At 69.7% G+C, this 22,968-nt stretch carries 23 protein-coding genes; 6 read left to right on the forward strand and 17 right to left on the reverse strand.

Going from position 1 to position 22,968, the window contains the following annotated elements:
• Window positions 1–7: 7 nt before the first annotated feature.
• From ABZ192_RS29725 to ABZ192_RS29805, 17 genes are all read right to left on the reverse strand, one after another.
• Window positions 8–1,120, reverse strand: a complete 1,113-nt coding sequence (locus tag ABZ192_RS29725; RefSeq protein WP_356927558.1) for a hypothetical protein — start codon at window positions 1,118–1,120, stop codon at window positions 8–10.
• Window positions 1,121–1,124: 4 nt separating this feature from the next.
• The gene (gene fxlM / locus ABZ192_RS29730; RefSeq protein ID WP_356927559.1) at window positions 1,125–3,164 is read right to left on the reverse strand and encodes a methyltransferase, FxLD system; all 2,040 of its coding nucleotides are present in this window, start codon (window positions 3,162–3,164) and stop codon (window positions 1,125–1,127) included.
• A 36-nt stretch (window positions 3,165–3,200) separates the two neighbouring features.
• On the reverse strand, window positions 3,201–4,271 hold the full coding sequence (locus ABZ192_RS29735; RefSeq protein WP_356927560.1) for a lanthionine synthetase C family protein: 1,071 nt from the start codon (window positions 4,269–4,271) through the stop codon (window positions 3,201–3,203).
• The gene (locus ABZ192_RS29740; protein ID WP_356927561.1) at window positions 4,268–6,307 is read right to left on the reverse strand and encodes a lantibiotic dehydratase family protein; all 2,040 of its coding nucleotides are present in this window, start codon (window positions 6,305–6,307) and stop codon (window positions 4,268–4,270) included. Before ABZ192_RS29740 ends, ABZ192_RS29735 begins: the two co-directional genes overlap by 4 nt.
• An 88-nt stretch (window positions 6,308–6,395) precedes the next feature.
• Window positions 6,396–6,584: an FxLD family lanthipeptide gene (locus ABZ192_RS29745; RefSeq protein WP_142157630.1), complete on the reverse strand. Its 189-nt coding sequence runs from the start codon at window positions 6,582–6,584 to the stop codon at window positions 6,396–6,398.
• A gap of 132 nt (window positions 6,585–6,716) precedes the next feature.
• Entirely contained in the window at window positions 6,717–7,184 is a 468-nt protein-coding gene (locus tag ABZ192_RS29750; protein WP_031103939.1) for a DUF6082 family protein, read from the reverse strand.
• Window positions 7,185–7,258: 74 nt separating this feature from the next.
• Window positions 7,259–7,834, reverse strand: coding sequence for a DUF6624 domain-containing protein (locus ABZ192_RS29755; RefSeq protein ID WP_356927562.1), 576 nt, complete (start codon window positions 7,832–7,834; stop codon window positions 7,259–7,261).
• The gene (locus ABZ192_RS29760) at window positions 7,831–8,460 is read right to left on the reverse strand and encodes a hypothetical protein (RefSeq protein WP_356927563.1); all 630 of its coding nucleotides are present in this window, start codon (window positions 8,458–8,460) and stop codon (window positions 7,831–7,833) included. Before ABZ192_RS29760 ends, ABZ192_RS29755 begins: the two co-directional genes overlap by 4 nt.
• Window positions 8,461–8,477: 17 nt before the next feature.
• Window positions 8,478–8,969 carry a DNA-binding protein gene (locus tag ABZ192_RS29765; RefSeq protein ID WP_356927564.1) on the reverse strand — a complete coding sequence of 164 codons (492 nt, stop codon included), beginning with the start codon at window positions 8,967–8,969 and terminating at the stop codon, window positions 8,478–8,480.
• 128 nt (window positions 8,970–9,097) lie between these two features.
• Window positions 9,098–10,351, reverse strand: coding sequence for an acyl-CoA dehydrogenase (locus ABZ192_RS29770; RefSeq protein WP_356043871.1), 1,254 nt, complete (start codon window positions 10,349–10,351; stop codon window positions 9,098–9,100).
• 86 nt (window positions 10,352–10,437) lie between these two features.
• On the reverse strand, window positions 10,438–11,079 hold the full coding sequence (locus tag ABZ192_RS29775) for a GAF domain-containing protein (RefSeq protein ID WP_356927565.1): 642 nt from the start codon (window positions 11,077–11,079) through the stop codon (window positions 10,438–10,440).
• A complete protein-coding gene (locus ABZ192_RS29780; protein ID WP_356927566.1) occupies window positions 11,079–11,666 on the reverse strand; it encodes an ATP/GTP-binding protein in 588 nt (195 codons plus the stop codon). The genes ABZ192_RS29775 and ABZ192_RS29780 overlap by 1 nt, the downstream gene beginning before the upstream one ends.
• A gap of 52 nt (window positions 11,667–11,718) precedes the next feature.
• Window positions 11,719–12,132, reverse strand: a complete 414-nt coding sequence (locus tag ABZ192_RS29785; protein WP_356927567.1) for a DUF742 domain-containing protein — start codon at window positions 12,130–12,132, stop codon at window positions 11,719–11,721.
• The gene (locus tag ABZ192_RS29790) at window positions 12,129–12,644 is read right to left on the reverse strand and encodes a roadblock/LC7 domain-containing protein (protein WP_356927568.1); all 516 of its coding nucleotides are present in this window, start codon (window positions 12,642–12,644) and stop codon (window positions 12,129–12,131) included. Before ABZ192_RS29790 ends, ABZ192_RS29785 begins: the two co-directional genes overlap by 4 nt.
• Before the next feature lie 35 nt (window positions 12,645–12,679).
• Entirely contained in the window at window positions 12,680–14,194 is a 1,515-nt protein-coding gene (locus tag ABZ192_RS29795) for an ATP-binding protein (protein WP_356927569.1), read from the reverse strand.
• A 127-nt stretch (window positions 14,195–14,321) separates the two neighbouring features.
• Window positions 14,322–16,259, reverse strand: coding sequence for a glycoside hydrolase family 15 protein (locus ABZ192_RS29800; RefSeq protein WP_356927570.1), 1,938 nt, complete (start codon window positions 16,257–16,259; stop codon window positions 14,322–14,324).
• A 233-nt stretch (window positions 16,260–16,492) separates the two neighbouring features.
• On the reverse strand, window positions 16,493–16,876 hold the full coding sequence (locus tag ABZ192_RS29805) for a DUF6415 family natural product biosynthesis protein (RefSeq protein WP_356927571.1): 384 nt from the start codon (window positions 16,874–16,876) through the stop codon (window positions 16,493–16,495).
• A gap of 300 nt (window positions 16,877–17,176) precedes the next feature.
• On the opposite strand from ABZ192_RS29805, the gene ABZ192_RS29810 reads away from it, so the two are divergent.
• From ABZ192_RS29810 to ABZ192_RS29835, 6 genes are all read left to right on the forward strand, one after another.
• Complete coding sequence (locus tag ABZ192_RS29810; RefSeq protein ID WP_356927579.1) at window positions 17,177–18,565, forward strand: Tat pathway signal protein; 1,389 nt, start codon at window positions 17,177–17,179, stop codon at window positions 18,563–18,565.
• 73 nt (window positions 18,566–18,638) lie between these two features.
• On the forward strand, window positions 18,639–19,121 hold the full coding sequence (locus tag ABZ192_RS29815) for an SAM-dependent methyltransferase (RefSeq protein WP_356927572.1): 483 nt from the start codon (window positions 18,639–18,641) through the stop codon (window positions 19,119–19,121).
• 289 nt (window positions 19,122–19,410) lie between these two features.
• Window positions 19,411–19,878 carry an NUDIX hydrolase gene (locus ABZ192_RS29820; RefSeq protein WP_356927573.1) on the forward strand — a complete coding sequence of 156 codons (468 nt, stop codon included), beginning with the start codon at window positions 19,411–19,413 and terminating at the stop codon, window positions 19,876–19,878.
• 159 nt (window positions 19,879–20,037) lie between these two features.
• Window positions 20,038–20,163: a helix-turn-helix domain-containing protein gene (locus ABZ192_RS29825; protein WP_356927574.1), complete on the forward strand. Its 126-nt coding sequence runs from the start codon at window positions 20,038–20,040 to the stop codon at window positions 20,161–20,163.
• Window positions 20,164–20,199: 36 nt separating this feature from the next.
• The gene (locus ABZ192_RS29830) at window positions 20,200–21,210 is read left to right on the forward strand and encodes a hypothetical protein (RefSeq protein ID WP_356927575.1); all 1,011 of its coding nucleotides are present in this window, start codon (window positions 20,200–20,202) and stop codon (window positions 21,208–21,210) included.
• Window positions 21,211–22,583: 1,373 nt separating this feature from the next.
• Window positions 22,584–22,757, forward strand: coding sequence for a helix-turn-helix domain-containing protein (locus ABZ192_RS29835; RefSeq protein ID WP_356927576.1), 174 nt, complete (start codon window positions 22,584–22,586; stop codon window positions 22,755–22,757).
• The last annotated feature ends 211 nt before the right edge of the window (window positions 22,758–22,968 follow it).

Here is a 22,968-nt window from a genome sequence, read left to right on the forward strand (position 1 = left end):
CCCTCTCTTAACCGGGATCTGGTTCGGCCTGCAGCAGCCTTTCCAGCTCTGTCTCGGCGTGGCCGACCGCGCCCGTCAGAGCCTCATGGTGGTGGGCGGACAGGACGCCGGATCCCAGTCCGGCCGCGGCGATCACCGCGTTCAGCGCGTCTGTCGCCCGGTCGTCCAGGGCGGCCGCGGCGACGGGGTGGTGCAGTGCGTCTCGTGCGGCGTAGGCGTCGAGTCGGGCAACGCTGACGAGGGAGTCGAGTACGCGGGCGACATGGCGTCCGGTGCGGTCCAATTCCAGGGCTGACAGGCCCGTCCGGGTCTGGAAGGCAGCGGTCGGCGGATCGGGATGGTCGAGGAGCTGGACGGCTGCATCAACGGTGCGGTCGAGGTCGGGTTCAGGGACGGGGGTGTCTTCGGGCCGACAGTGGGCGTGCAGGAGGAGGGCGATGGCTCTCTCCCAAGGCTCCGTGGGCTGGGTGGTGTCGATCAGGTCGCGGGCCTGCTGGTCCAGGCCCTGCTCCATCAGGGCCATGATCTTGATCTGGCGACCGTCGAGGAGCCGGTTGCCAATGCCGCGATGCCGGGCCATGGCGTCGGCCGCGTCGGTCCACCGCCCGATCTGGGCGAGGGCGCGGGCGCCGTCCACGAGCAGGGTGACGTACAGCTCCTGGCACACCGTGCGGTGGTCCTCGTCCGTGCCGGTCAGAGCAGACAGGTCGACGGTGCGGCCGTCGATGTCAGCCTTGTTCCGATGTCGGGCAGCGTCGTTGAGGCAGTACAACAAGCCGTAGGCGAGTTCGCCGTGGCCGGCGCGAGTCTGCAACCGGGAGAGGTTGACGAGCGGCATCAGCGACATGACGGCGACCCGTCCGCTGAGGCGTCCGGCGTCGGTGAAGACCTGGTGCTGGCGCCAGCACAGATCCTCGGCCAGGCCGGGCAGGCCGACGTCGGAGGCGATGAGCGCGGCGTAGTTGAGGACCCCGCAGGCGCGGGCCACCAGGTCATGGTGGCTCGCACCTGCGGGCGCGACGGTCAGCCCGGTGAGGTGGTTGATGCGCTCCTCCAAGGGGAGCGCGGGCGCCTTGGTGCGGCGGACCAGGGGGATGCGGCTGGCTATCGCGGGAATCATCGGCTCAGCCCTTGCGCGCCCAGTCGACAACCAGTCGGCTGTAGGGCTTGTCGACGACGAAGCGGGCGTCGTCCGCCGTCAGCCGGTCACGCGAGTCCGCGACGGCCATCCGGAAGCCCGGCTCGGGGGCGTCGTTGCCGCCGGTCGCGTCCCAGGCGCGGATCTCGCTCACGACGCGCTCGGCGAGGTCGGCGCCGCCCTCGCCGTGGCCGATCACGCCGACCTCCCAGTACCGGCCCTTCTCGTCCTCGCCCTCGCGGATGGTCAGGTACGCGAGCGACCCGGCGTCGAGGGCTGCCATGGAGCCCCACCCGAAGTGCGGGGTGAATCCGGGGCGCTGGCCCGGCAGGCGGGAGAGGCCGTTGGGCAGCACGCACGCCAGGTACAGGTACAGCCACTCCCACGCCGATCCCTGCCGGAACTTCACCCCGGTGTAGAGCTTGGTCTGCTGCTGGTCGAGGACGCAGCGGAGCGCGTCGCGGTCGACGTCCTGCTCGCTGAACGTCTCCAGGCGCACGTTGCCCTCGCCGGCCATCGGCACGAGGGTGTACACGTCGTCGCAGACGCCCTTGCGCAGGGGGATGAAGGTGGCCATCTCGCAGGAGACGGTCTTCCACGTGTCGCCGTCGCGTTCGAAGGCGAAGGAGCGGGAGATGCTGCCGCGGATGCGCATCGGCAGGACCAGGCGCCCGCCGGGGGCGAGCTGGTCGAGGATCTTCACGGGGACGTCGCCGGCGCCGACGGTGAAGATGATCCGGTCGTAGGGGGCGTGCTCGGGCAGCCCGGCCGCGCCGTCGGCCATCACCGCGGTGGCGTTGTCGACGCCTGCCTCGGCGAGGTGCTGGCTCGCGCCGGCGACGAGGTCCTGGTCGACGTCGAGGGTCCACACCTGCCCGCCGGGGGAGACGATTTTGCCGAGGAGGGCGGCGTTGTAGCCGGTGGCGGCTCCGGCTTCCAGGACCTTGTGGCCGGGCTGGGTGCCGAGCTGTTCGAGCTGGGTGGCGACGATGGACGGCGCGGAGATGCAGGAGATCATCTCCCCGTGCTCGTCGTGCTTGATCGGGACCGCGTCCTCTTTGTACGCGCTCTCCAGGTCGACGCCGGGCAGGAAGGCGTGCCGGTCGGTGGTGCGGAAGGCGTCGATGGCCGCCTTGCTGCGCAGGTGGCCGCTGTCGACGAGCCGCTGGGCCAGGGATTCGCGCAGCTGGTTGGGGTCGGTGACGGGTGTCATGGTGGGCTCCATTCGAGGGAGGCTAGGGTCCGCCGGGGCGGACTTGCGGGTGGACACGTCAGCTCCTTCTCCGGTGGAGAAGGCGACGTGACGGCCGAGCCACGCGGTGGCGGCCTGCGCTTCGGCAGGCACGCCTGCGCGGTTGAACGCGAAGATCGCGTGATGGGCGATGACGCCCCGGATTCCGCGTATCAGTCGGCCGTCAGCGGCGAGCCGGCGCAGGCGGCGGCCGGCATCCTCAAACGCGGCGACGCGCTCGACCCAGCCCGCTTCCGCGTCTGGGCGCAGGGAAGCGTCCGCGTTCATCAGCCGCCGCATCGCGGAGACGGCTCTCTCCAGCGCGGGCCCCTGGGGCGGGGTGATGGGGGGCCGCAGGGCAGCCCACCGGGCCCATGCATCTCCGGCTTCGAACGGGTCCAGTCCCGCCTCGCGGATCATGGCGGACAGCAGCATCACGCTGCGCTCACGGGCGCCGGGGGTGCCGGCGAGCGCGGCCGGGCTGTCGGCGCAGAACACGTCGTGCGCGACCTCCATGCCCTCGGGGCCGCCGAAGGCATGGATCTCCGGCTCGTAGATCCCGCCCGTCCAGCCGGTGATCACGCGGGCGGCGACGAGCTGGTCCAGCAGGCCGGTGGCGGGCTGTTCGGTGCGCAGACGCACGCCGGCGTCCTTGCGCAGGAAGTGGAAGCGGCGCCCGGACAGCGCGGTCGCCAGGGCCCGGGCGGCGTCCGCATGCTGGTTGGGGAAGGCCACGGAGGCGTGCCACCAGGACGTGTCCGGGGGGATCGGCAGGTTCTCGTCGTCGAAGGTCATGGGCAGAAAACTCCTTGCGAGGCGGCGGGGAGAGGATCAGGTGAGCAGGAGGACGCGGGTCCAGCCGGTGGTGTCGGTGGCGTTCAGGGCGAGTTGGGCTCCGGCGCGGCCTTCCATGAATCCGGGTTTGGGCAGGCGCTCCCAGTCGGCGGCCAGCCGTCGGTGCAGGTCCTGGACGATCGGGGTGAAGCGTGCGGGTGCGGCGCTGTCGGCGGCGACCGCGCGGGTGAGGGTCAGCAGGCCGGCCCAGCCGTGGCAGAGGGTCGAGTCGGTGATCCGGGCGAGCCGCAGCGGGTCGGTCAGGATGGTCTCGACGATGTCCTCGGCCGCTTGGCGCCGGGCGGTGTCGCCGAGGGCGAGCGCGGCGAGCTGCTGGGCGCGGGCGATGCCGGGCTGGCCGTAGCACCAGGACTGGCGGGCCGGTTCCGCTGCGGGCGGCTGGTCGGCGTCCAGGTGTGCTGCGGTGGACCAGTAGTGGGCGCCGTGCCGGTCGAGCCAGGTGGCGAATGTGCCGACGGCCTCCTCCTGCCCGGGGACGCTGACTCCGGCGCGCAGGGCGAGGGAGAGCACGGCCAGTGGCCCCGCGATGCCGTGGGCCATGCCGTTGTTGCCGTGGCCGCCGGCCATCGTCTTCCCGTCGGGGCCGACCGGCGACCACCACCCGGGCAGGATCCGGCCTTCACTGCGGGCGGGGTGGGCGAGCGCGACGAGGCAGGCGAGCACGTCGGGCAGCCGGGGCGTGATCGGGCGGCGGGACAGCAGCAGTGCGGCGATTCCGGTCAGGCCGCGGATGAGGTCCCATTCGGCGAGGTGGGGTAGCGCGCCGGCCGCCTGACGGCGGTGGGCGGCGGCGAGCCGGGCGTCCACGACGCGGTCGACGGCCGCGCGGACGTCGTCGCCGGCCCCGTGGGCGCGGGCGAGGACGAACTCCAGGGCGGGTGCGCCGTGGAAGAGGCTGGCATTGCTGCCGGTGCTCACCCCTCGGACGGTGGCCTGAGCGAGGTGGCGGCGGGCGGTGGCCAGGTCACGGCGCTCGATGTCGAGCAGGGCCATCCCCAGGGCGCCTTCGGACAGGTCCTGCGTACGGGGCACGATCGTCGCGGTCATGAGCGCCTGGCCAGGGGGACGACGATGCTGTGAGCCCGGCCGCCGATCCACCCGTCGGCGTCCAGCGGGGGCGCGTCGTGCAGGGTGGCGATGCCGAAGGGGCTGGCGTCCAGGTGCGCGCGCAGGAGGTCCAGGTCGACGTCGCGGCAGAGGTCGAGGGGCAACTGCTGGTCGTCCTCAGCGAGCAGGACCCGCTCCGGCACCCGGAACCGGGCACGCCAGGCGTGGAGTTGGTCTGCCCACTGCTGGAGTGGTGCGGTGCGGGCGGGCAGCGTGCGGCTGCGGATTTTCCACCGGGCGGCGGTGAGAATGGTGCGTCGGTAGGTGAGGGCCGGGGTGAAGGGCAGGGTCCAGGCGGCGCCCCAGTCGAACCAGGTCACCTGCGGGGATGCGGCCCGGCTGATCTCGCCGAGGAAGCGGGCCATCGGCGGGGTGTAGTTGTTCCACAGGAAGTTGATGGCGGTGGGGGCCAGCAGCTCCAGCGGCTTGCCCGTCGCGGACTCCACCAGCTGGGGGCGGCCGTCGGCGACGGTGACCGACAGGTCGCGGGGGAAGAGGACGTGCGGGGCGGGGCGGCGGAATTCGCCGACGCTGACGACGCGGGGCAGGGCCTGGGGCGCGCGGGTGAGCAGGTCGGCCGGCACACGTCCTGCGTGGAAGGACAGCTGTGCCAGCTCCGCCTCCGCATCGATGGTGGGCAGGTGTGCGTACGTTGCCTCGGTGCCGGGGAAGAGGTGCCAGAACCGTCCGGTCATCGAACCGGCCGAGCGGGAGACGGTCAGGACCCGCAGCCGGAAGTCCCCCCGGTTGAGGGCCTGGACGGAGGAGGCGTGCACTTGAGCGGCCAGTTCGAGATGGGGCGCCGGAAGGTGTGGCTTCTCGCCGGCTGCCGCTTCCAGCTCCTCGATCATCGCGCCCGTCAGGGCCACCGTGCGCCTGCCCTCGGCGGCGGCGGTGCCGGCCAGCTCCAGCAGCAGGCGGTCGCGCCGGGACATCGGCCGGGGCGGTTCGCTCACGGTGACGAACCCTTCCGGAAAGCCCACGCCCCGGTCGGAGTCCGTGGCCACCTCCACCGGAACGGGGACGTTCTCGCCGTAGCGCTCGGTGAATTGCTCGATCCACCGACGCCAGGTCGGTGTCCCGTTGGGATGAGTGGCCAGGCGGGCCAGCACGGTCGCTGTCGTCCCTGCCTCGGTCAGCACTTGTTCGGGCAGCCGCACGTCGGCATCCAGCCGCAGGTCGCATGCTGGCCGCAGCCGGTCTGCCTGGGCGCGGACCGCGTGCGGTAGGGCGTCTGAGGGGTCGACGGCGGTGGCTGGTGCGCGCAGCGAGGAGCGCAGCAGCCGTACCCGCAGCAGTTCGCCCATGAGCCGGTGGCGCGCTGCGTCGCTCACAGCCGGGTACTCCGCGGCGAGTTTGTCGGCCAGCTGGCGATATTCGATCGGGGAGCGGGCCAGGTTGAGTACGAGGCGCAGCGCAGGGTTCAGGGCGAGGCGGAACTCGGCGTCGCCCTCGGACGGCACGTGGATGTGCTCGTTACGCTGCCGGGCCAGCGTGTTGACGCAGACCGCCGTGTCGGCCATGCGAGTGCTGTCGCTCTCCCAGGCGTTGAGCATCTCGTCGAGACCGGCCGGATCGGGGCGCACGACGGCCTGGTGGTCTTCTCCGAAGCGCACGGATGTCGACTGGTCGAAGCCGAGCAGGGCGACGCCGGCGAACAGGCCGTAGGGGGTGGAGCGGTGTGCGTACCGGATCGCGTAGCGGGCCGTGGCCAGAGCAGCACGGCGAACCCGGCGCGGCTTCGGCGTGCGGCCGTCGATGATGGCCTGCACCTGTCCGGCGAGGACGGGGCTGGCGTCGGTCACCGTCTGCCGAAAGGCATCGTCGGACCAGACGCTGCTCAGCCACGCGCGCCACGGTTCCACCGGTGCCGTGGATGCCGGCCAGGGTGGCATGGCGGGCTCGGTGAGGTGCACCGCGGCGCGCAGCATCGCCTGCCCCGCGGTCTGGTACAGGCTGGGACGTACCCGTGTCATCACCGCTCTCCCTTCTTCCTTCGTGACGGGGCGGGGTGCGGGCCGGACGGGAAGCCCCGCCCGGCCCGCGCTGCCGGATCGGACCGGCTTACGAGGTGGTGCAGGCGCTGGGGCAGGAGCTGCCGCAGGTGTCGCCCGTGCTGCACATCAGGACCGTCTCGGTCGCCGGCGTGCCCTCGATGAAGGCGATGTCGAGCCCGAAGGGGTCGGTCTCGTCGGTGGTTGCGAGGTCCGGCTGCGCGGGGGCGGTCGGCCTCTCCGTCTGCACGGCGGTCATGCTTGCCTCCTAGTGGCGATGGGTGGTGCGGGATCCCGGGCCCGGTCGGGACCCGGAACTTGGTGCCAGACGGTGGCGGGGCGACGATGTCGCCTGCTCCAGGGCGTCTGGGAGTCGGTGTGAGCCGTGTCGTCAGGCTGCTGCGGGCTGCGCCCGCGAGTGGGTCTTCGCAGCCCTGTCCAGGACCTCGGTGAAGTGCTCGGCGCGCTCGTCGCCCTCGGCCTCCTGGGCGCGGAGGTCTCCGAAACGGGCCCAGTACCGCCTGCAGACGTCGCTGTTCATGAGCATCGAGGCGTAGAAGGGCAGTTGTCCGTGGCGAACGAAGCCCAGCCGGTCACGCAGGCTGAGGGTGCAGATCTGCTGGTTGGCATGGAGCAACTGCATGTATTCCTCGACGTCGATGTCCTCGGGCGTCCAGAGCTTGGCGAGGTCGGGGTTGGTGGACATCTGCGTCAGCCAGTCGAGCTGGTTCCGCGCGACGGCCACTTCGTTTCGCTCGGCCTGGTGCCGCGCGTCCTGCCTGAGCCGGGCGGCTCCGACCACGGCGGTGGTGAGGGAGACGGCGGCGCCGGCAGCGAGGACGGCGGTAGTGAGCTTCATACTTCAACGGTCCTTTCAGGTAAGGGGGTCTGCGGAAGAGCGTTGGGTCTGTGGAGCCTGTGGGGCCCGCTGCGTCATGCGGCCCCCGCGAGCACGACGGTCGGGGAGTCGCCGGCATGGCGATCCGGGGCGTACCGACGCCGCACCTTCTCCAGGGCGACGGCGATCGGCGGCAGCCCGACGGCGGCCCTTAGCTGGTCCAGGGACTCCGGTGCGCGCAGCGGGCACAGCTCAACCCCTGCTGCGTTGAGGACCAGTTGGGTCCCGAACTCTTGTGGTCGCCCGCTGTTGACCAGGGCACGGTCGTGAAGGTGGGCCCAGTGCTGGATGCGCGCGTCGTCGTCCTGGACTGCGCGCTTCAGAAGGGTGGTGGCCGCCCGTTGGAAGTCGGGCTCGCCGTCGGCGTGAAGAGCGATGCTCCAGGCGGCACGTGCCGCCTCGGGGCCGACGAGGCGGTGGCCGGGCCAGTCGTGTTCGGCCAGGATGCGGCGCAGCACTTTGGTGTCGGCGTGGTCGGCGTGACGGTCCTGGCCGAGTTGGACGGCGTCGAGGTGGTTGCGCACGCGCTTGGCCCGGCGCGCTGCCGACTGTGCGGCTCGGACGAGGAGTTCGCGGGCGAGGTCCGGCCGTAGCGGTTCGGCGGTCCTCACGCGATGCCCCGCTGGTCTGCGGCGGAACGCGGCTCGTGGACCCGGCAGCCGATGAGCGCGCTCAGCCCAGGCCGGCGCTCTGCGGTGAGTTCGAGGCGAGCGACTCGCTCATCGTGCTGCCCGGTGCCGGATCCTCGCAGGTCCCAGCCCATGTCGGTGAGCCGATGAAGGAATGTGGCGATCGGATCAACGTCGAGAGGATGGCGGGCCAAGACCTCGGCCCGCACGAGCGGTACGCCGAGCCGGGCGGCGAAGTCGGAGACCCACAGAGTGATCAGCCGGACGGTGTCGTCGGAGCGGGCGGGCAGGGTGTGGACGCAGCCCAGGAAGAGGCACGGGCCCTCGCCCCATCGGAGGTGGGGCGAGGGCTGCGGGATCATGCAGGCCAGCAGCAGCCCGTCCTCGAATAGTCCGGCCGGCTTGGCCTGCGGGTCGCGGAACAGAGCCGGGATGTCGGCTCGGGCGGGTACAGGCATGCCGCGCATGGTGAGCCAGCGTTGCCGGTCCTGGACGAGTGCGGCGGCCTCGTCTCGTTCGGCGTCGGTGCACAGTGTCCGCATCTCGTACACGGCCGGTAACGCTGTCGCGCGCCGGTGCGGGGAGGCGGGGAATGGCTTGGTGGCCACAGAAGCGGGTGACGCGTTCACTGGCTCGCTCCGCTCTCCGTCGTGGCGGCTGGCCTGGTGCCCAGTAGGCCCCACGAGTGGGCAAGGACGACGAGCTGGGTGGTGTTGGCCGCCCCGGTCTTGTCGAGCAGTTCGTCGTGTGCCGCTCGGACATCGGCGGGGGCGATCTTGGCGGCGACTGCGATGTCGTGGGGATTGCTGTGCTCAGCGACGGCCTGCAGCAGCAGTTGCTGCTCCGGGCTGAGCTTGGGCGTTGGCCTGTCCGTTGTGGGTGGGGCGACCTGCTGGGCAGCGAACAGGCGGTGCACGATCACCGGGGGCTTGCAGCGGGGCGGGCAGTGGAGGCTCTCCCGGATGTCGCCGACGTACTGGCGGACGGTAACGGCCGACAGCCCGGTCCTCGTGGCGATTTCTCGGGGGGTGAGGTCGTCAGCGAGGTGCTGGGCGACGCGCTGCAGGGTCGGCGTCAGGGGTGTGATCGGTGCGCTGGTCGTCACGGGCGGGGTCACGGGTGTCTCTTTCTCGGCTGAGTGGACGGTCACCGGAAGGGGTGCCGCCGGCCCCCGCGGGGGACGGGGGCCGGCGACATGGGCCCGTGCGCGGCGGTCTGGATTCACGGGATGCCGCGCACGGGGGCTCATGCGGCGGTGGGGTCGGGTCGTGCCCAGGCCGCTTCGGCGGCGAGGCGTTCGGACCACTGGATGTGGTCCTCGTCGAAGGCGGCGTCGGCCAGGCGTATGCGCTGGACTTCGCCGGTTCCGGCCGGTGGATAGGTGTGCTGGATGTCGCGCCACAGGCGCTGGAGGACGTAGTCGCGGTCGAGGGCGTGGGCGCCGTGCAGTTCCATGGCGTCCTGGGCGGACTGCATGGCCCACTGGTGGCCGAGATACTTGGCGTTGATCAGGTCGGCGTCGCAGGGCAGGCCCTGGTCGAGGAGGTGCACGGACTGGTAGGCCAGGATTCGTCCGGCGCGCAGGCGAGCCTCCATGTCACCGATGCGGTCCCGCAGGACCGGCAGATCGGACAGGGCGCCCCGGTAGCGGGCGCGCGCCTTGAGGCGGGCAGTCGTGGTGGCCACGACCGCCTCGTGGATCCCGAGACTGACCGCGGCCAGGTTGGGACGGCCGTACAGGATGCTGCTGCTCTGGGCCACGCTCAGCCCCTGGCCGATCTCTCCGACCACGTTGTCCTCGGGGACGCGGACGTGGTCGAGGTCGAGGCGGCCGGCGGAGAAGCCGTGCAGGCCGAGGCCGGGACGGTGGTCGGAGACCGATAGCCCGGGTCGGTCGGATTCGACCATGAACGCGGTCAGCGCCTGGGAAGTACGTACGCCCGCCTCGGCGGTTCGGGCGACGACGAGGTGGGCTCCCGCGAGATGGCTGTTGCCGATGTGGACCTTACTGCCGGTGATCACCCATTGATTGCCGGCGCGTTCGGCGGTGGTTTCGATGCCGCCGATGTGTCCGCCGGCCCGCGGTTCGGTCACGGCGATCGACAAAAGAAGTGAACCGTCCGCCACCCGCGGCAGCCAGCGGCCCTTCTGCTCATAAGTGGCGAAGTGCAACAACCCGCCGACGGGGATGAGGGTGGCCTGCAGGATGGCCGCGGCAGCCGCCGACAGGCAGGCGACGCGGTGGACCAAGACCGTCTTGGCCACATGGCCGGCGCCAAGACCGCCGAAGGCGGCCGGGACGGTGACGGCGAACCAGCCCCGTGCGGCCATCAGGTCGGCGACCTTGCGCTCCACCCTGCCCGGAGCGGCCTCCATACGTGCGGCGCGCGGCGCGATGTGCTCTTCCGCGAAGGCGTCCGCCTCGTCCCACAGCAGCTCGTGGCGGGCGGTGAGGTAGGGACGCAGCGCCGGTGGTGGCGTGGTGGGTGTGGCGGGCATGGTCGTCTCCCTCTCCCTGGGTGAAGGTCGCACAGTGGAGCTGCCGGGGATCGCCTGCGGCTCCCGGGTGGGGGTGGCGGAACGGCCTAGCGGACGGGCGCGTGGGCGATGTGGTCCATCACCTGGGCGCCGGCGTTGATGACGATGTCTCTCAGCCGTCGGGCCTCGCTCAGGGGCCGCTTCTCGGGGTCGATGACGCACACCGTGCCCAGCACGGTGCCGCTGCCGTGGATGAGCGGTGCTCCGAAGTAGGAGCGGATTCCGACCGCGTCGACCACAGGGTTGCCGCTGAAGCGAGGGCTGGCGTGCACGTCGTGCAGCGGGAGGGCCTTCTTGCGGGCCATGACCTCGGGGCACCAGCCGTGGTTGCGGCTCATGGTGCGGCCGACGATGACGTACCCGCTGTCCGCGGGCGGCTGGTGCAGCCCGACGAAGGTCTGCTCCTCAAGGAAGAGATTGACGAACCCGTACAGGAATCCGGCCTGCGTGGCCATATCGCGAGCCAGCTCGTCGAAGTCCTCACTCGCCACGGTGGAAACCCCCAGGCGTTCCAACAGCTCATACCGCTGCGCCAGCTCGGTCGCCTCCTGGGCCGGCAGTCCGGTGCCGGCGGCGCTGCCCGGGTCGGACGGCCCGCGGGCGGCGTCCCGCAGGTTGCGGCGCGGCAAGGACAGTGCGGGCGGGGTGGTCCACGGTGCGAGGTAGGGGTCGCTGGAGTGCTGTGACATCAGGCGTCCTGGAGGGTGGTAGGGCTCACGTGGCGAACGCGGCTCGCGGATGTGTTCTGCACGGCGTGGTCGACGAGGGTCAGCAGGACACCTGCGACGTGGTTCGGGTCGCGGGCGTCACAGGTGACCACCGGTACGGAAGCGGACAGTTCGAGGGCGGTGCGGACCTGCTCGGGGTGGTAGCGGTGTGCTCCGTCGAACTGGTTGATGGCGACGACGAAGGGCAGGCCGATGTGTTCGAAGAAGCTGACGGGGGTGAAGCTGCCTTCCAGGCGGCGGGTGTCGACCAGGACGACCGCGCCGACGGCTGCGCGGGAGAGGTCGTACCAGAGGTCGACGAACCGGTCCTGGCCGGGCGTGCCGAACAGGTACAGCTCCAGGGGCACGGGTGCGTCGGGCAGGCTAAGGCGGCCGAAGTCGAAGGCGACCGTGGTGGTCTGCTTGGCTTCGATGCCCGCCAGGCTGTCCACGTCCGCGCTCGCCTCGGTCAGGTACTCCTCCGTGCTGAGCGGCGTGATCTCGCTGACGGCGCCCACGGCGGTCGTCTTGCCCGCGCCGAAGCCCCCGGCGATCACGATCTTCAGCATGGTCGGTGCACCGGCGTGCGGGTGCGGCGGAGTCCGTAGCACCATGGCTGGGTCATCCTGCCTGGGGGTAGGCGATGGCATCGGGCCACTTCCTCTTCAGGCCCGCTGAGAGGGCCGCCAGCAGTTGTGGGGTGGGGCCGTCATCCGCGTCCGGGTCGGATGCGGCATGGGGGGAGGTGACGGGGACGACCAGGGCATCAGCGTCCAGGAGGTCCGAGACGAGGATCTTCACCGCGGTGACGGGGCGGCCGAGTCGGCCCGCCAGTTCGGTCACCGAACGCCGGTGCTCTCGGCACAGGGCGAGGATCTCCTTGCACTCCTCGGCCTGGCCCGGGCCGGGTCGCCCCGGGCCGGCGTCCAGCACGGTGTCGAGAGCGAGCAGGTGCCGCGGCTTGGTGCGCCCGCGCGTCAGGGTGTAGGTCCGAACGAACGTCGACTCCTCGGCCACGCGGCCGTGCGTGTTCACCGGACCTCTCCGCCCGTGCCGACGCGAACGGGGATCAGCATGTAGGGGGCGAACTTGCCCACCAGCCGGGCCGTCTCGTACCCGACGGCGCCCGCGTCGGCGTCCGTGGTGGCGATGACAGCCAGAATGGTGTCCACGACGCCGCGTTCGTTGGCAGGGTGGTTGTCGAAGGCGGCGCTGCGCCCGGCGCTTTGGACGAAGAACAGACAGTCGTCTCGCTCGATGATGACCTGCCTGGCCGGCCGCTGTTTGTGGCTGGGGCCGGTGACGTGTTCCGCGAGGGAGGCCACTCCGCTGAGCGCGGCCGACAGTTCGTCCGCCCAGTCCTTGTCAACGTCGCTGTCCAGCAGCCGCAGCCCGTCGCGTGACAGCAGCACGGCGTGCGTAACGCCCGGCGTCTCGGAGGCGAACTGCCGCAGCAGCCACGCCATGTTCTCCCGCTGTCCGCTCGCTGTTGTCTCGGCTGCGGGTGTGGCACTGGCCGCGTTGTTCATCTCAGGGTGGGTGCTCATAGAGCTCGCTCCAGAAGGGGGGGAAGGGGCAAGGGTCAGGGCTTGGGCTGCTCTGCCGCGGACGGAGATGATCCGGCGGTTCCGCCGGCCTGGAAGCCATTGCGGAAGGCGGCTGCGAGCCCTGGCGTCGCCCCGGTCACGGGGGCTTGCTCCCGCTCGTGTGGCGAACGGAACGAGCCGGCCTGACGTTGACGCGTGGGAAGAGCGGGCGCAGCGGAGTGACCTGCCTCTGTGGCGCCCGGCGTCCCTGCCGTGCCGGGGCGCGCCTGCTCCGTCCTCGGGGTAGCTGGAGGCGTGGCAACCTGCTGCGGTTGCCGTGCGGAGGGGCGGGCTTCCTTGGGCAGGGCGCCCGCGTCGTCGACCGAGGGAATCGCTACCAGGAGCCGTGCTGGAATGACGACGAGGGCGGTGGTGCCTCCTGTCACGTTCTCCTGCAGGAGTACGGACAGCCCGTGCGACTGGGCGATCTTCGCGGCGACCAGCAAGCCGAGTTGGCCGGCTCGGACTTGGCCGCTGACGTCGACCTCGTCGGGGGCTTTGAGGAGCTGGTTCATCTGTGCGCGTGTCTGCTGATGCATGGGGATGGCCCGGTCTTCGACCTCGATGGCCAGCCCGTTCGCCACCCGCTGCGCCCGCACCATCACCTTCGTCGCCGGATCGGAACACTCACAGGCGTTCTCGATCAGCTCGGCCAGCAGGTGCGTCAGGTCCGGGCCCACATGGCCGGGGAGACCCAGCTCGGCGCCCACCGACCCGGCCGCGACGGCCACACGCGGATACTGCACGACCTCGGAGACCGCGCCGCGCAGCGCTGTCGCGACGGGAACAGGGCGGCGCACGCTGCGCAGGGACTGCCCGCCCAGCACCGCCGTGCTCTCGACCTGGCGACGCATCCGCGTCACGAGGTGATCGATCTCGAAGATCTTGGCCAGTAGCTCCGGGTCGTCGGTCAGCATCTCTAGCTGGCTCAGTGCCTGAAGTGCCTTGCCGACCAAGGCGTGTTCGCGCAGGGCCAGACGGCGCAGGACTTCCAGAAGGACGACGGACTGGGACTCGTCGTGCACGCGTATCAGCGAGGCGATGGCCTGCACCTGCAACGCGCTCAGCGCCTTGTTGATCTCGGCGTTCGGACTCGCCGACTGCGGCGTCTGCAGGTCCGGCAGCGGTGGGCGTCCCCCGCGGCAGAGCTCGTCCGCCGACCACATCACCGACTTCTCGACGGCCGCCGCTGCCCCCGCGACCGCTGTCAGCGTCGCTGCCCGGGCTTCCTCCACGACTGCCTGCACGCCTCCTGCGGCCGTGCGTGCTCCACGGTCCGCCACCAGCGCGATGCCGGCCAGCCCGCAGACGAGGCCGGCCAGGAGCCAGCCGGGTTCTATCGCGGACGTCGACCAGACGGTGAAGGCGGCTCCGAGCAGCGCGGTAAGCAGCAGCAGGGGCAGGGCCACGGCACGGCGGACATGATGCAGGGTAAGCGCGTCGGTCCGTGGAGGCCGCCGTCTGCGGTGGCCTGCCGGGACCGGTCGGTGCGGGAACGCACTGTCAGACATGGGGAACCTCGTCAGTGGGGGAGGGGCGGCTAGAACGAGCTGCGACCCTGGGTCTTCACACATCTGTTGCTGTCTTCGCGATGCCGGAACTGGGCGGCGCATATCGCTCCATCGCGTATGGAGCGGATCAGCTACTCGCATAGGCGTAAGGGCTGTCCGCGGCCTGCTGGTCGAGGTGGACAGCGCTGCTGAAAGGCTGAAGCGAGGGCTGGGTGCGTGCGGGAGGAACCGGACAGCCCGCCGCGCTGCTGCGGGAGGCGCAAGGCGTGGACAGCAGGTCAAGAAGCCGAGCGCTCTGGATCAGACCCATGTGGCTGAACGCCTGCGGGAAGTTCCCGAGTTGACGCTGCTGGACGGGGTCGTACTCCTCGGCCAGGAGCCCGACGTCGTTGCGCAGCGCGAGAAGTCGTTCGAACAGGGCGTGGGCCTCGTCGAGGCGACCAGTGAGGGCCAAGGCGTCAACCAGCCAAAAGGAGCACAGGATGAACGTCCCCTCATCCCCGGTCAGGCCGTCAACGCCGGTGCGCTCGCCGATAGTCGGGTACCGGCGCACGAGCCCATCTGACGTGGAGAGTTCACGGCGCACCGCGTCCACGGTGCCGACGACGCGAGGGTCGTCGGGCGGCAGGAAGCCGACGCGGGGAATCAGCAGCGTGGCGGCATCGAGTTCCTGCGAGCCGTAGGACTGGGTGAAGGTGTTACGCACGGGGTCGAAGCCCTTGGCGCAGACCTCGTGGTGGATCGTCGCCCGCAGCTCGATCAGAGGGGCCACATCGATGTCGAGGGCGCCGGCCTGGGCCAAGCGGATGGTGCGGTCGACCGCCACCCAGGCCATCACCTTGGAGTGGACGAAGTGCCGGCGTGCCCCACGGATCTCCCAGATCCCCTCGTCGGGCCTCTGCCAGCGCAGCGCCAGGTGCTCGATGAGTCGCTGGTGCAGCACAGCGGTGTCGGCGCAGTGGGCGACACCGCACTCGTGCGCGAGGTACAGGGTCTCGATCACTTCGCCGTACACGTCGAGCTGGAGCTGGTCCGCCGCTCCGTTTCCGACCCGTACCGGGGCTGAGCCCTCGTACCCGGGCAGCCAGGGCAGCTCCCGTTCACGCAGATCGCGCTCCCCGGTGATCCCGTACATGATCTGCAGGTTCTCCGGGTCACCGGCCACGGCACGCAAGAGCCACCGCCGCCATGCCTGCGCCTCCTGCCGGTACCCGGTCCCCAGCAGCGCGGCCAAAGTCGTGGAGGCGTCACGTAACCAGGTGAAGCGGTAGTCCCAGTTCCGGTTGCCGCCGATCTCCTCGGGCAGCGACGTGGTCGGCGCCGCGACGATCCCTCCGCTCGGCCCGTACGTCATCGCCTTCAGCGCGATCGAGGAGCGGATCACGGGCTCGCGGTAGGGCCCGTCGTAGGTGCACTCCTGCGTCCAGTCCTGCCAGAACGTGAGCGTCTCGGCCAGCGCAGCCTCCGGTTCGGGAACGTCAGGCGCAGCCGCATGGGACGGACACCAACTGAGCACGAACGCCACGCTCTGCCCGGCGGCGACGGCAAAGGCACTGACGACGACGCCGTCCTCCTCCACCTGCGGGACACAGGTGTCCAACCACAGAGCGTCCGCGCCGGCCTCCGCGACCATCCGCCCACCGACCTCATGGATCCACGGGCTGACACTGCCGTATCCCGGCCGCGGACGCATAGCCGAGACCATGGGAACCTCGCCCGCCAGGCCCTCGACGATCCGAATCACCTGCGGTGCCCCATCACGCGGCGGCATGAAGTCCAGGACCCGGACCGAACCGGCCGGGGTGCGCCACAACGATTCGAGAACGAGCGAGTCACCGCGATACCGGCGCTCGGCCACCGCTTCGGAGCCGGATCGGCCAGCAGGCGCGGCGGGAGCGATCCGCCAGGTGCCGTGTCTCTGCGTGCCGAGCAGGCCGGCGAAGACGGCCGGCGAGTCGAAGCGGGGCAAGCACAGCCAGTCGATCGAACCGTCGTCGCAGACGTGAGCGCTGGTCTGCATGTCGCCGATCAGGCCGTACTGCTCGATACGTGCAAGGCGTTTCATCGTGTGTGGATCTCCGTAGGCCCCGCTGGTCTGGGGGTGGCGTCAGGGCCGCCGCAGCGGCCGGGGGACAGGCAGTGAGTGAGCGGCCGGCGGTCATCGGGGTGGGGGAGGCTCGACCGGGGGTGGCATGGAGTCCCTGTCTGCTGGACCAGGAGCAGTCGCGCGAGCGCCTCGGCAAACCAGCCACGCCGTCGGGACGAGGATCAGGCCGATGAGGACTGCTCCGGTGAGGGTCATGTCCGAGGCGCCGAAGCGGCCCACACCAGGCAGGCCAGGGTGACTGCGTAGACCGCACCGCGCAGCACTTTCATCCGCGGCTTCCGCCAGGGCCGTCTCCGCGCCGGTCGCGTCGCTCCGATGCCGTCACGCCGCACCTGCCCGATGAGCTCCTGGGTCCTTTCGGCGAGTTTGACCAGGTACACCCTGCTGGGCAGATAACCCTCCGGGAGGCCGTCCGAGCAGAGCTGCCGCGCACGGAGCAAGGTCGGCTCCGCCGGGGACGTCAGGGCTCCGAGCTGGCTGACGTGCCCGCGCAGTCGCAGTGCGAGGTCCTCCACATCGGCGGCAGCCTCGGGTAACGGCGAGTCCTCGCCCAGCACGAGCGTCACTGTCTCCATGGCGGCCACCGCATCGTCCCGCCACACACCCGGCTCACCGAGGATGTGGCTTCTCCTGTCCTGACCACTGCGTTGGCAGGACGCCCGGTGTGGGGCCAGCGAGAGACGCATGACACAACTCCTATGTGGATCAGGCCAAGTTGAGTGATAAACCCCGTGCATCGCGGTCGACTGACGTGCAAGGTGAGTGATCCGGCCGCTACGTTGAGCGAACCGCGAATCCCCGTCGAGGGGTATGCCTGCGTGGCCCTCAAGGCCGTCAAAGGCGTCAAAGATCATTTCGGAATCGGGGGGCAGCCCATGGCCCGTGAGCGCAACGTCGCCCTCGCCGCACTCCTGCGCGAAGCGGGCTGGTCTCAGCCCCAAGCAGCCGCCGCAGTCGCTCGCGTGGCCGCCGAGAGCGGCGCCCGCGAGTTGGCGGCCATCTCCCGCTCGCACATCGCCATGTGGATCCAGGGCACGAAGCCCAGCGGACGGGCGCCTCATATCCTGCGTGAGACGCTGTCCCGCAGGCTCGGCCGCCACCTCACCCTCGCCGAGCTCGGGCTGGAAGACAGGCCGACAGGCCCGACCGACAGCAGTTCTGACTGGAGCGTCGACCCTCTGACCGTGCTGGCCGAACTGGGAAGCGACGACCTGGACATGCATCGACGCAAGCTGCTGGCGACCGCCGCGTACTCGGCCGCCGGTCTCGCTCTGCCCGCCGCTTCGTGGTGGGCAGCTGCCCCGGCCGAGGCGGCATCGCGCCCAGCAGTCTCCTCCCGGCTGGTGGCTCAGGCCGACATCGACGATGTCCGCAACCTGACAGCCTTCTACTCCGCGCGGGATCAACAGCGCGGTGGAGCCTCGGGGCGCTCGGCCCTGGCCGGCCATCTTCGCGACGAAGCGGTGCCGCTGCTGGGCAGCAGGTTCCGCACGGAACAGCACCGCCGGGACACGTACTCGGCCGTGGCGGAGATGACCTACCTCGCCGGCTGGATGGCGTTCGATGCCTCTGAGCACCGCACTGCCCAGCGCTACCTCACCCTTGCCGCACGCATCGCGGCCGAGGCCGGAGACGGACCGCTGGGCGGCCACATCCTGCGCGCTCTCGCCCACCAAGCAGTCGACCTCGGGCACCCACGCAGGGCACTGGACCTGGCGGACGTCTCCATGTCCCGTACCCACTACGGTCAGGCCAGTTCGCGTGAAAAGGCCCTGCTCGCGATCGTTCACGCCCGAGCCCTGGCTGCCGACGGCGACCGCCCCGGCACCATCGCGGCTATCAGTCGAGCGGAGCGGGATCTCGCACGCGCCGACAACGAGGACGCCCCCGGCCGCGTCGGCTTCTTCCAGGAAGCCTCCCTGGCCCACGAGACCGCCTGTGCCCTCCGGGACCTGGGCCGTCCTCTCGAAGCGGAGACCCATTTCCTGCGCAGCGTCGCTACCCGCCGCCGGCAGCAATACGCGCGCACCCACAGCGTGACGCTTGGCTACCTCGGCGCCGTCCAGGTCCAGCAGGGACGCCTCGATGAGGCGTGCGCCACCTGGGGACAAGCTCTCGACGCCATGGCCGGCGTCCAGTCCGGCCGCGCCCGCGAGGTCATTGTCCGCATGCAGAGCGACCTCTCGCCCGTCAGGCGGCGGGGAGGCCGCCACGTCGCCGAGCTGGACCGTCGGGCGCGGGAAATGCTGCGCGTCATAGGCTGACCACAGGGCAGGCCCGCGCAGCTGCGGACGGCGGCTGCCGAACATCGACTTGGTGGGAGAGGAACGAGCGCCGATGGCAACGTATGAGGTCGAGTCGATTGCAACGGTCGTCGGGGGCCATAGCCGTGTTCAGGACGACTACCAGGGCGGGGTCGAATCGGTCATCCGACTGAACGCCGCCTTCCCGCTCGAAACGCTGCAGGGGATCGAGGAGTTCTCCCACCTGACGGTGACCTGGCGCTTCCACCTGGCGCGACCCGAGGACGTTCAGCTCCACGCGCGCAGTCCACGGGGAAACCCGATCTGGCCGGCGACCGGTACTTTTGTCCACCGAAACCACCGGCGTCCCAACCAACTGGCGATCAGCTACCCGCGGCTGCTCAGGGTGGACGGCCGGGACCTCGTCGTCACCGACCTGGACGCCGTTGACGGAACACCCGTCCTCGATATCGCGCCGTACTTCGAGCAGATGGGCCCCCGGGGCTCGATCCGCCAGCCAGCCTGGCCGGGCGAGATGCTTGCCACCTACTGGCTTGATGCCTCGACGCGTCCGTAAGCCGACTGCCCGCAGCCCCTCGATCAAGGACTTACCCGCGGGGACATGGAAGGGGCACCCTGATCGGCGTGCGTGCCGGCGGCCCCAAGGAACTCGTCGCGTCAAGGACGGCTACCGCGAATCGGGTGAGTCCAACGATTCACCGGTCTTGACTCTTACTCGGAAGTCGTCGGGGCCCCGGGTAAAGCGACTGATCGTCCGCTCGGGCAAATCGCCTAGCTCAGGCGCACGTTGTGCGCACCGTGCTACGTTCCGAGAGCCGGGACCACACCTCAGGATGATGACCGCGATGACGTACACACCGCCCCTGTGGCCTGTCTCCGTGAAGGGCGTTGCCCTCGACGCGCAGAATCGCGTGCTGTTGCTCAAGAACGAGCGCGAGGAGTGGGAATTGCCTGGCGGGCGCCTGGAGATCGGGAACTCCGCCGGAGTTGGGCCCACTGATGACAGCCCGGAGTCGGCGGTGGAACGAGAGATCCACGAAGAGACCGGCTGGGTGGTGAAAGCCGGGCCTCTGATCGACGGAGGCGTGTGGATCTACGAGCCCATCCCCGGCCGGAAGGTCCTGATCGTCACCTATGGCTGCACGGTGCTCACACCCGACCAACCGCCCGTCGTCAGCCATGAGCACAAGCAACTCGGCATGTTCACCGCCGAGGACGTAGCGACTCTCAACATGCCAGAGGGCTACAAGCGGGCCGTGGCCACGTGGTACCGCCGCGACGCCGTCGGCCTGGACGACTACGAGCGGATGTAGCCAGCGATCGTCGGGGGAGAGCTCGCCAAAGGCCCAAGCCGTGACGCCACCGGATCCCGCCCGTCGGCGGAGCACGCCCAGTGGCACTGGGCGACACCACAAGCCGAACTCGTACTGGCGACAGGGGATCTGGCTCCCATCCTGCGCTTCTACCGGCGGGTGCACAGACTGAACCAGACCGAGCTCGGTGAACTCCTCGGCTACGACAAGACCTACATCTCCGCGCTTGAACTCGGGAAGCGCAGCCTGGACGACGTAGGCTCCCGGCGCCGTATCGGCGAGTAGCTGCGCCTGCCGCCGCACGTCCTCGGAGTCACGGACGTGGCCGACACCGACCACCGGGCCATGGTGCAGTTCGGCGAATCCACCGTTCGGCTCGCCGAGAGCGCCAGGCAGTCCGGACACGCAGCGGAGGCCGTCTCCGAGCTCTGGCCGCTGGTCGCCCGGCTCGAAGCCCGTGTCGAGGACGGGCACACCGAGCGAGACGTCCTCCACCTGCTCGCCCGCGCCCGAGTCGGGCTCGGAGTCGCGCTGGGCAACGTCCTCCCGGAAGAGAGACTGAGTACGGCGGCCCGCTGGACCGCCAAGAGCCTGGATCTCGTGGAGTACTTCGAGGAGCCGGCACTGACGTCGTACGCACTGCGGATGCACGGGAACGAACTGCGCAAGGCGCGTCTCGCCGGTGCCGCTGTAGAACGTCTGTGCCGCGCCGCTGCCCTCGCGCCGGACAACGACTCCCGTGCTGCCGCTTTGCCGTTGCTGGCCCGGGCGGCCGGCGCGTTGGGCAACGCAGAGCTGTTCGGCCGAGTGATGCGTGAGACGGAAGACCTGCTCTCCTCGGTGGATCACACCAGTCTGTTCAATCCCTTTTCGCTGCATGAGATCCGCCTCCGAGGGCTGATCGCCACTGGACAGGTCGACACGGCCATACGGCTGGTCGAGCACAGCCCGGTGCTCACAACGACGGTTGCGCCCCAGTGGCGGGTGATCGAGCTGGTGACCGTCGCTCACGTGCAGCTGCTTGCCGACGATCGCGGCGGCGCGGAGGAGTCCTTGGACGTTGCCCCCTTACCGATACGGGCACCATCCCGATTGACAGCCACACTCCCCAGGACCACAACCGTGCTCGGCCCACTGTCGGCCGGGGTGGGGCATCAGGTTGAGCGGCCCGAATCGTCCACCCAGAAGACCATCGCGGTGCAGGAGGCGGTGGTGCAGAGGCTTCCGCACCAACTTCAGCGCATCATGCGAACGGCCACGGGCCGCCTGCCCGAGATCCACGACACCGCTGCACAGGCTCTGGATCACATGCGCTGCGAGATGGCGGCCTGACCTGATGGCGCGCTCGCTGGCATCAGCACGTGGGTCCAACTATCTTCAGGCGTTGAAAGGAGACGCCTTCCTCGCGGAGCAGGATGCGCAGGCCCTCGTGGCTGATGTCGTCGACCACCCCCTCGGCGACCGGGAACTCCGCCTGCGGTACTCAGTCACGATCACAACAGGGCGAACGTTGCCTGATGCGGCACTAGACGCGGCAAACACCCAGGTGCCGGTCGTGGACATCGGCGACGATTCGCTCGCGCCGCCAGGGCCCCAGCTCACGAGCAGCGCCGTCGGCAGACACAAGGACCCCGACCGCGAACCCCGCCGCAGCGCCGGGCCACCTACAATCGCTACGGCGGAGTGCGGCACCTGTTCCGTCACGGTCCTTTGTCGTTTGGAATGTGGAATCCCAGACAACCGGGCCAACTCCTGCGTTCCCAGAGCAGAATTGCCGCCGCCAGGCTGGCTGAACTGGAGCGCTGGAAGAAGGCCGGAGTCGTCAAGGCCGTGCCGGACAAGGCCCAGCTGCCGGTACGAGCACGCGCCTTGGATGAGGGCACCGCCTCACAGGCGTGGAGGAGTGCCAGCCCGGTGACGGCTGGGCTGGTGGTCCGGGCGGTGTCGGCTGCCTGGCACCTAGCTTCGCCCCCCCCGATGACCCACCGTGGCGCGGTCCGTTCCTCCGTCGGGCATGGAGAAACGCACCAGGCTGCCGACGCGCCCCTACTCGGTGACTAGGGGTTGCGATCTTCTTGAACGCCTGCCATTGGGCTGGTTGGGCGACAGAACAGCTCGGTTACCGGGGCCCAATCGAGCCGTCAAAGGCATACGTCACGCTGCTGAAGGAGCCCTACCTCAGCCCGTGCCGGACTTTCCGTCAAACAGTCCCGACCCGATCGCGTGGGTTGCCGAGCCATCTAGGCGGCGTTGTCCCTGTCCGGCGGTGATCGCGTGTAGTTGCGGTGGTGGAAGCGAAAGCCACGCTCGGTGGGAGCACAGGTCTGCGGGCATGACCGGGTGCGTCGTGAACGGCGACCTGCGAGTTGGGAGAGTCTACTTGATGCTGCCACTGAACGTCGCCCGGGCCACAGGTGGCTCTCGTCAAGCTTGAGTTGAGTTCCCGTCACTTCTGGGCACGGCTCGGTTGGCGGGCTGCCTCGCGGGTTCAAAACGCAGTCGAGGGCCGGTGTGCGCGTGTGACGCGAGCGCAACATAGCCGAAGATCGCCGGTTGGGCAAACCGGCGACGCTGCGGAGTATTGGTTGCAACACCTGAGGTCAGTCAGACATCGAACCCCAGATGTGGCTTTCGAGTCGATGTAGTACAGCTGCAGCCTAGAGATTTTCTGAGGGATTATGCGAGCGCCTGAAACAGTCCGTTTCATGGATGTCAAAGAAACTGCTGAGTATTTGAATGTGTCCACTTCCTGGCTGTACAAGAATTCCGCCCGATCGGGATTGGTGATGTACCGGTTTGGTGTAGGAGTGAACGCCAAAATCCGATTCAAAGTGTCAGAGGTTGAAGCCTGGGTCAAGCAGCAAAGAGTACTGGGCTAATGAAGCGATCTCCGACTCGCGGCCCCCGGCGATGCCGCCGCTGGTGCCATGGTTCGAAACACGCAGTATCGTTCGGAACTTTCCAGTTGTGCAGGACGTGGATCTTGACGAGTTCGTTGGTTCGTGGGATGGGGTCGTTTTTCAAGGAGTGTGAGCATCCGCGGTCGCGGTGGTCGAAGTGTCCTCATCCGTACAAGGTCCGGTATCGGTC

It is taken from the genome of Streptomyces sp. NPDC006235 (assembly GCF_040613735.1).
GTDB lineage: Bacteria > Actinomycetota > Actinomycetes > Streptomycetales > Streptomycetaceae > Streptomyces.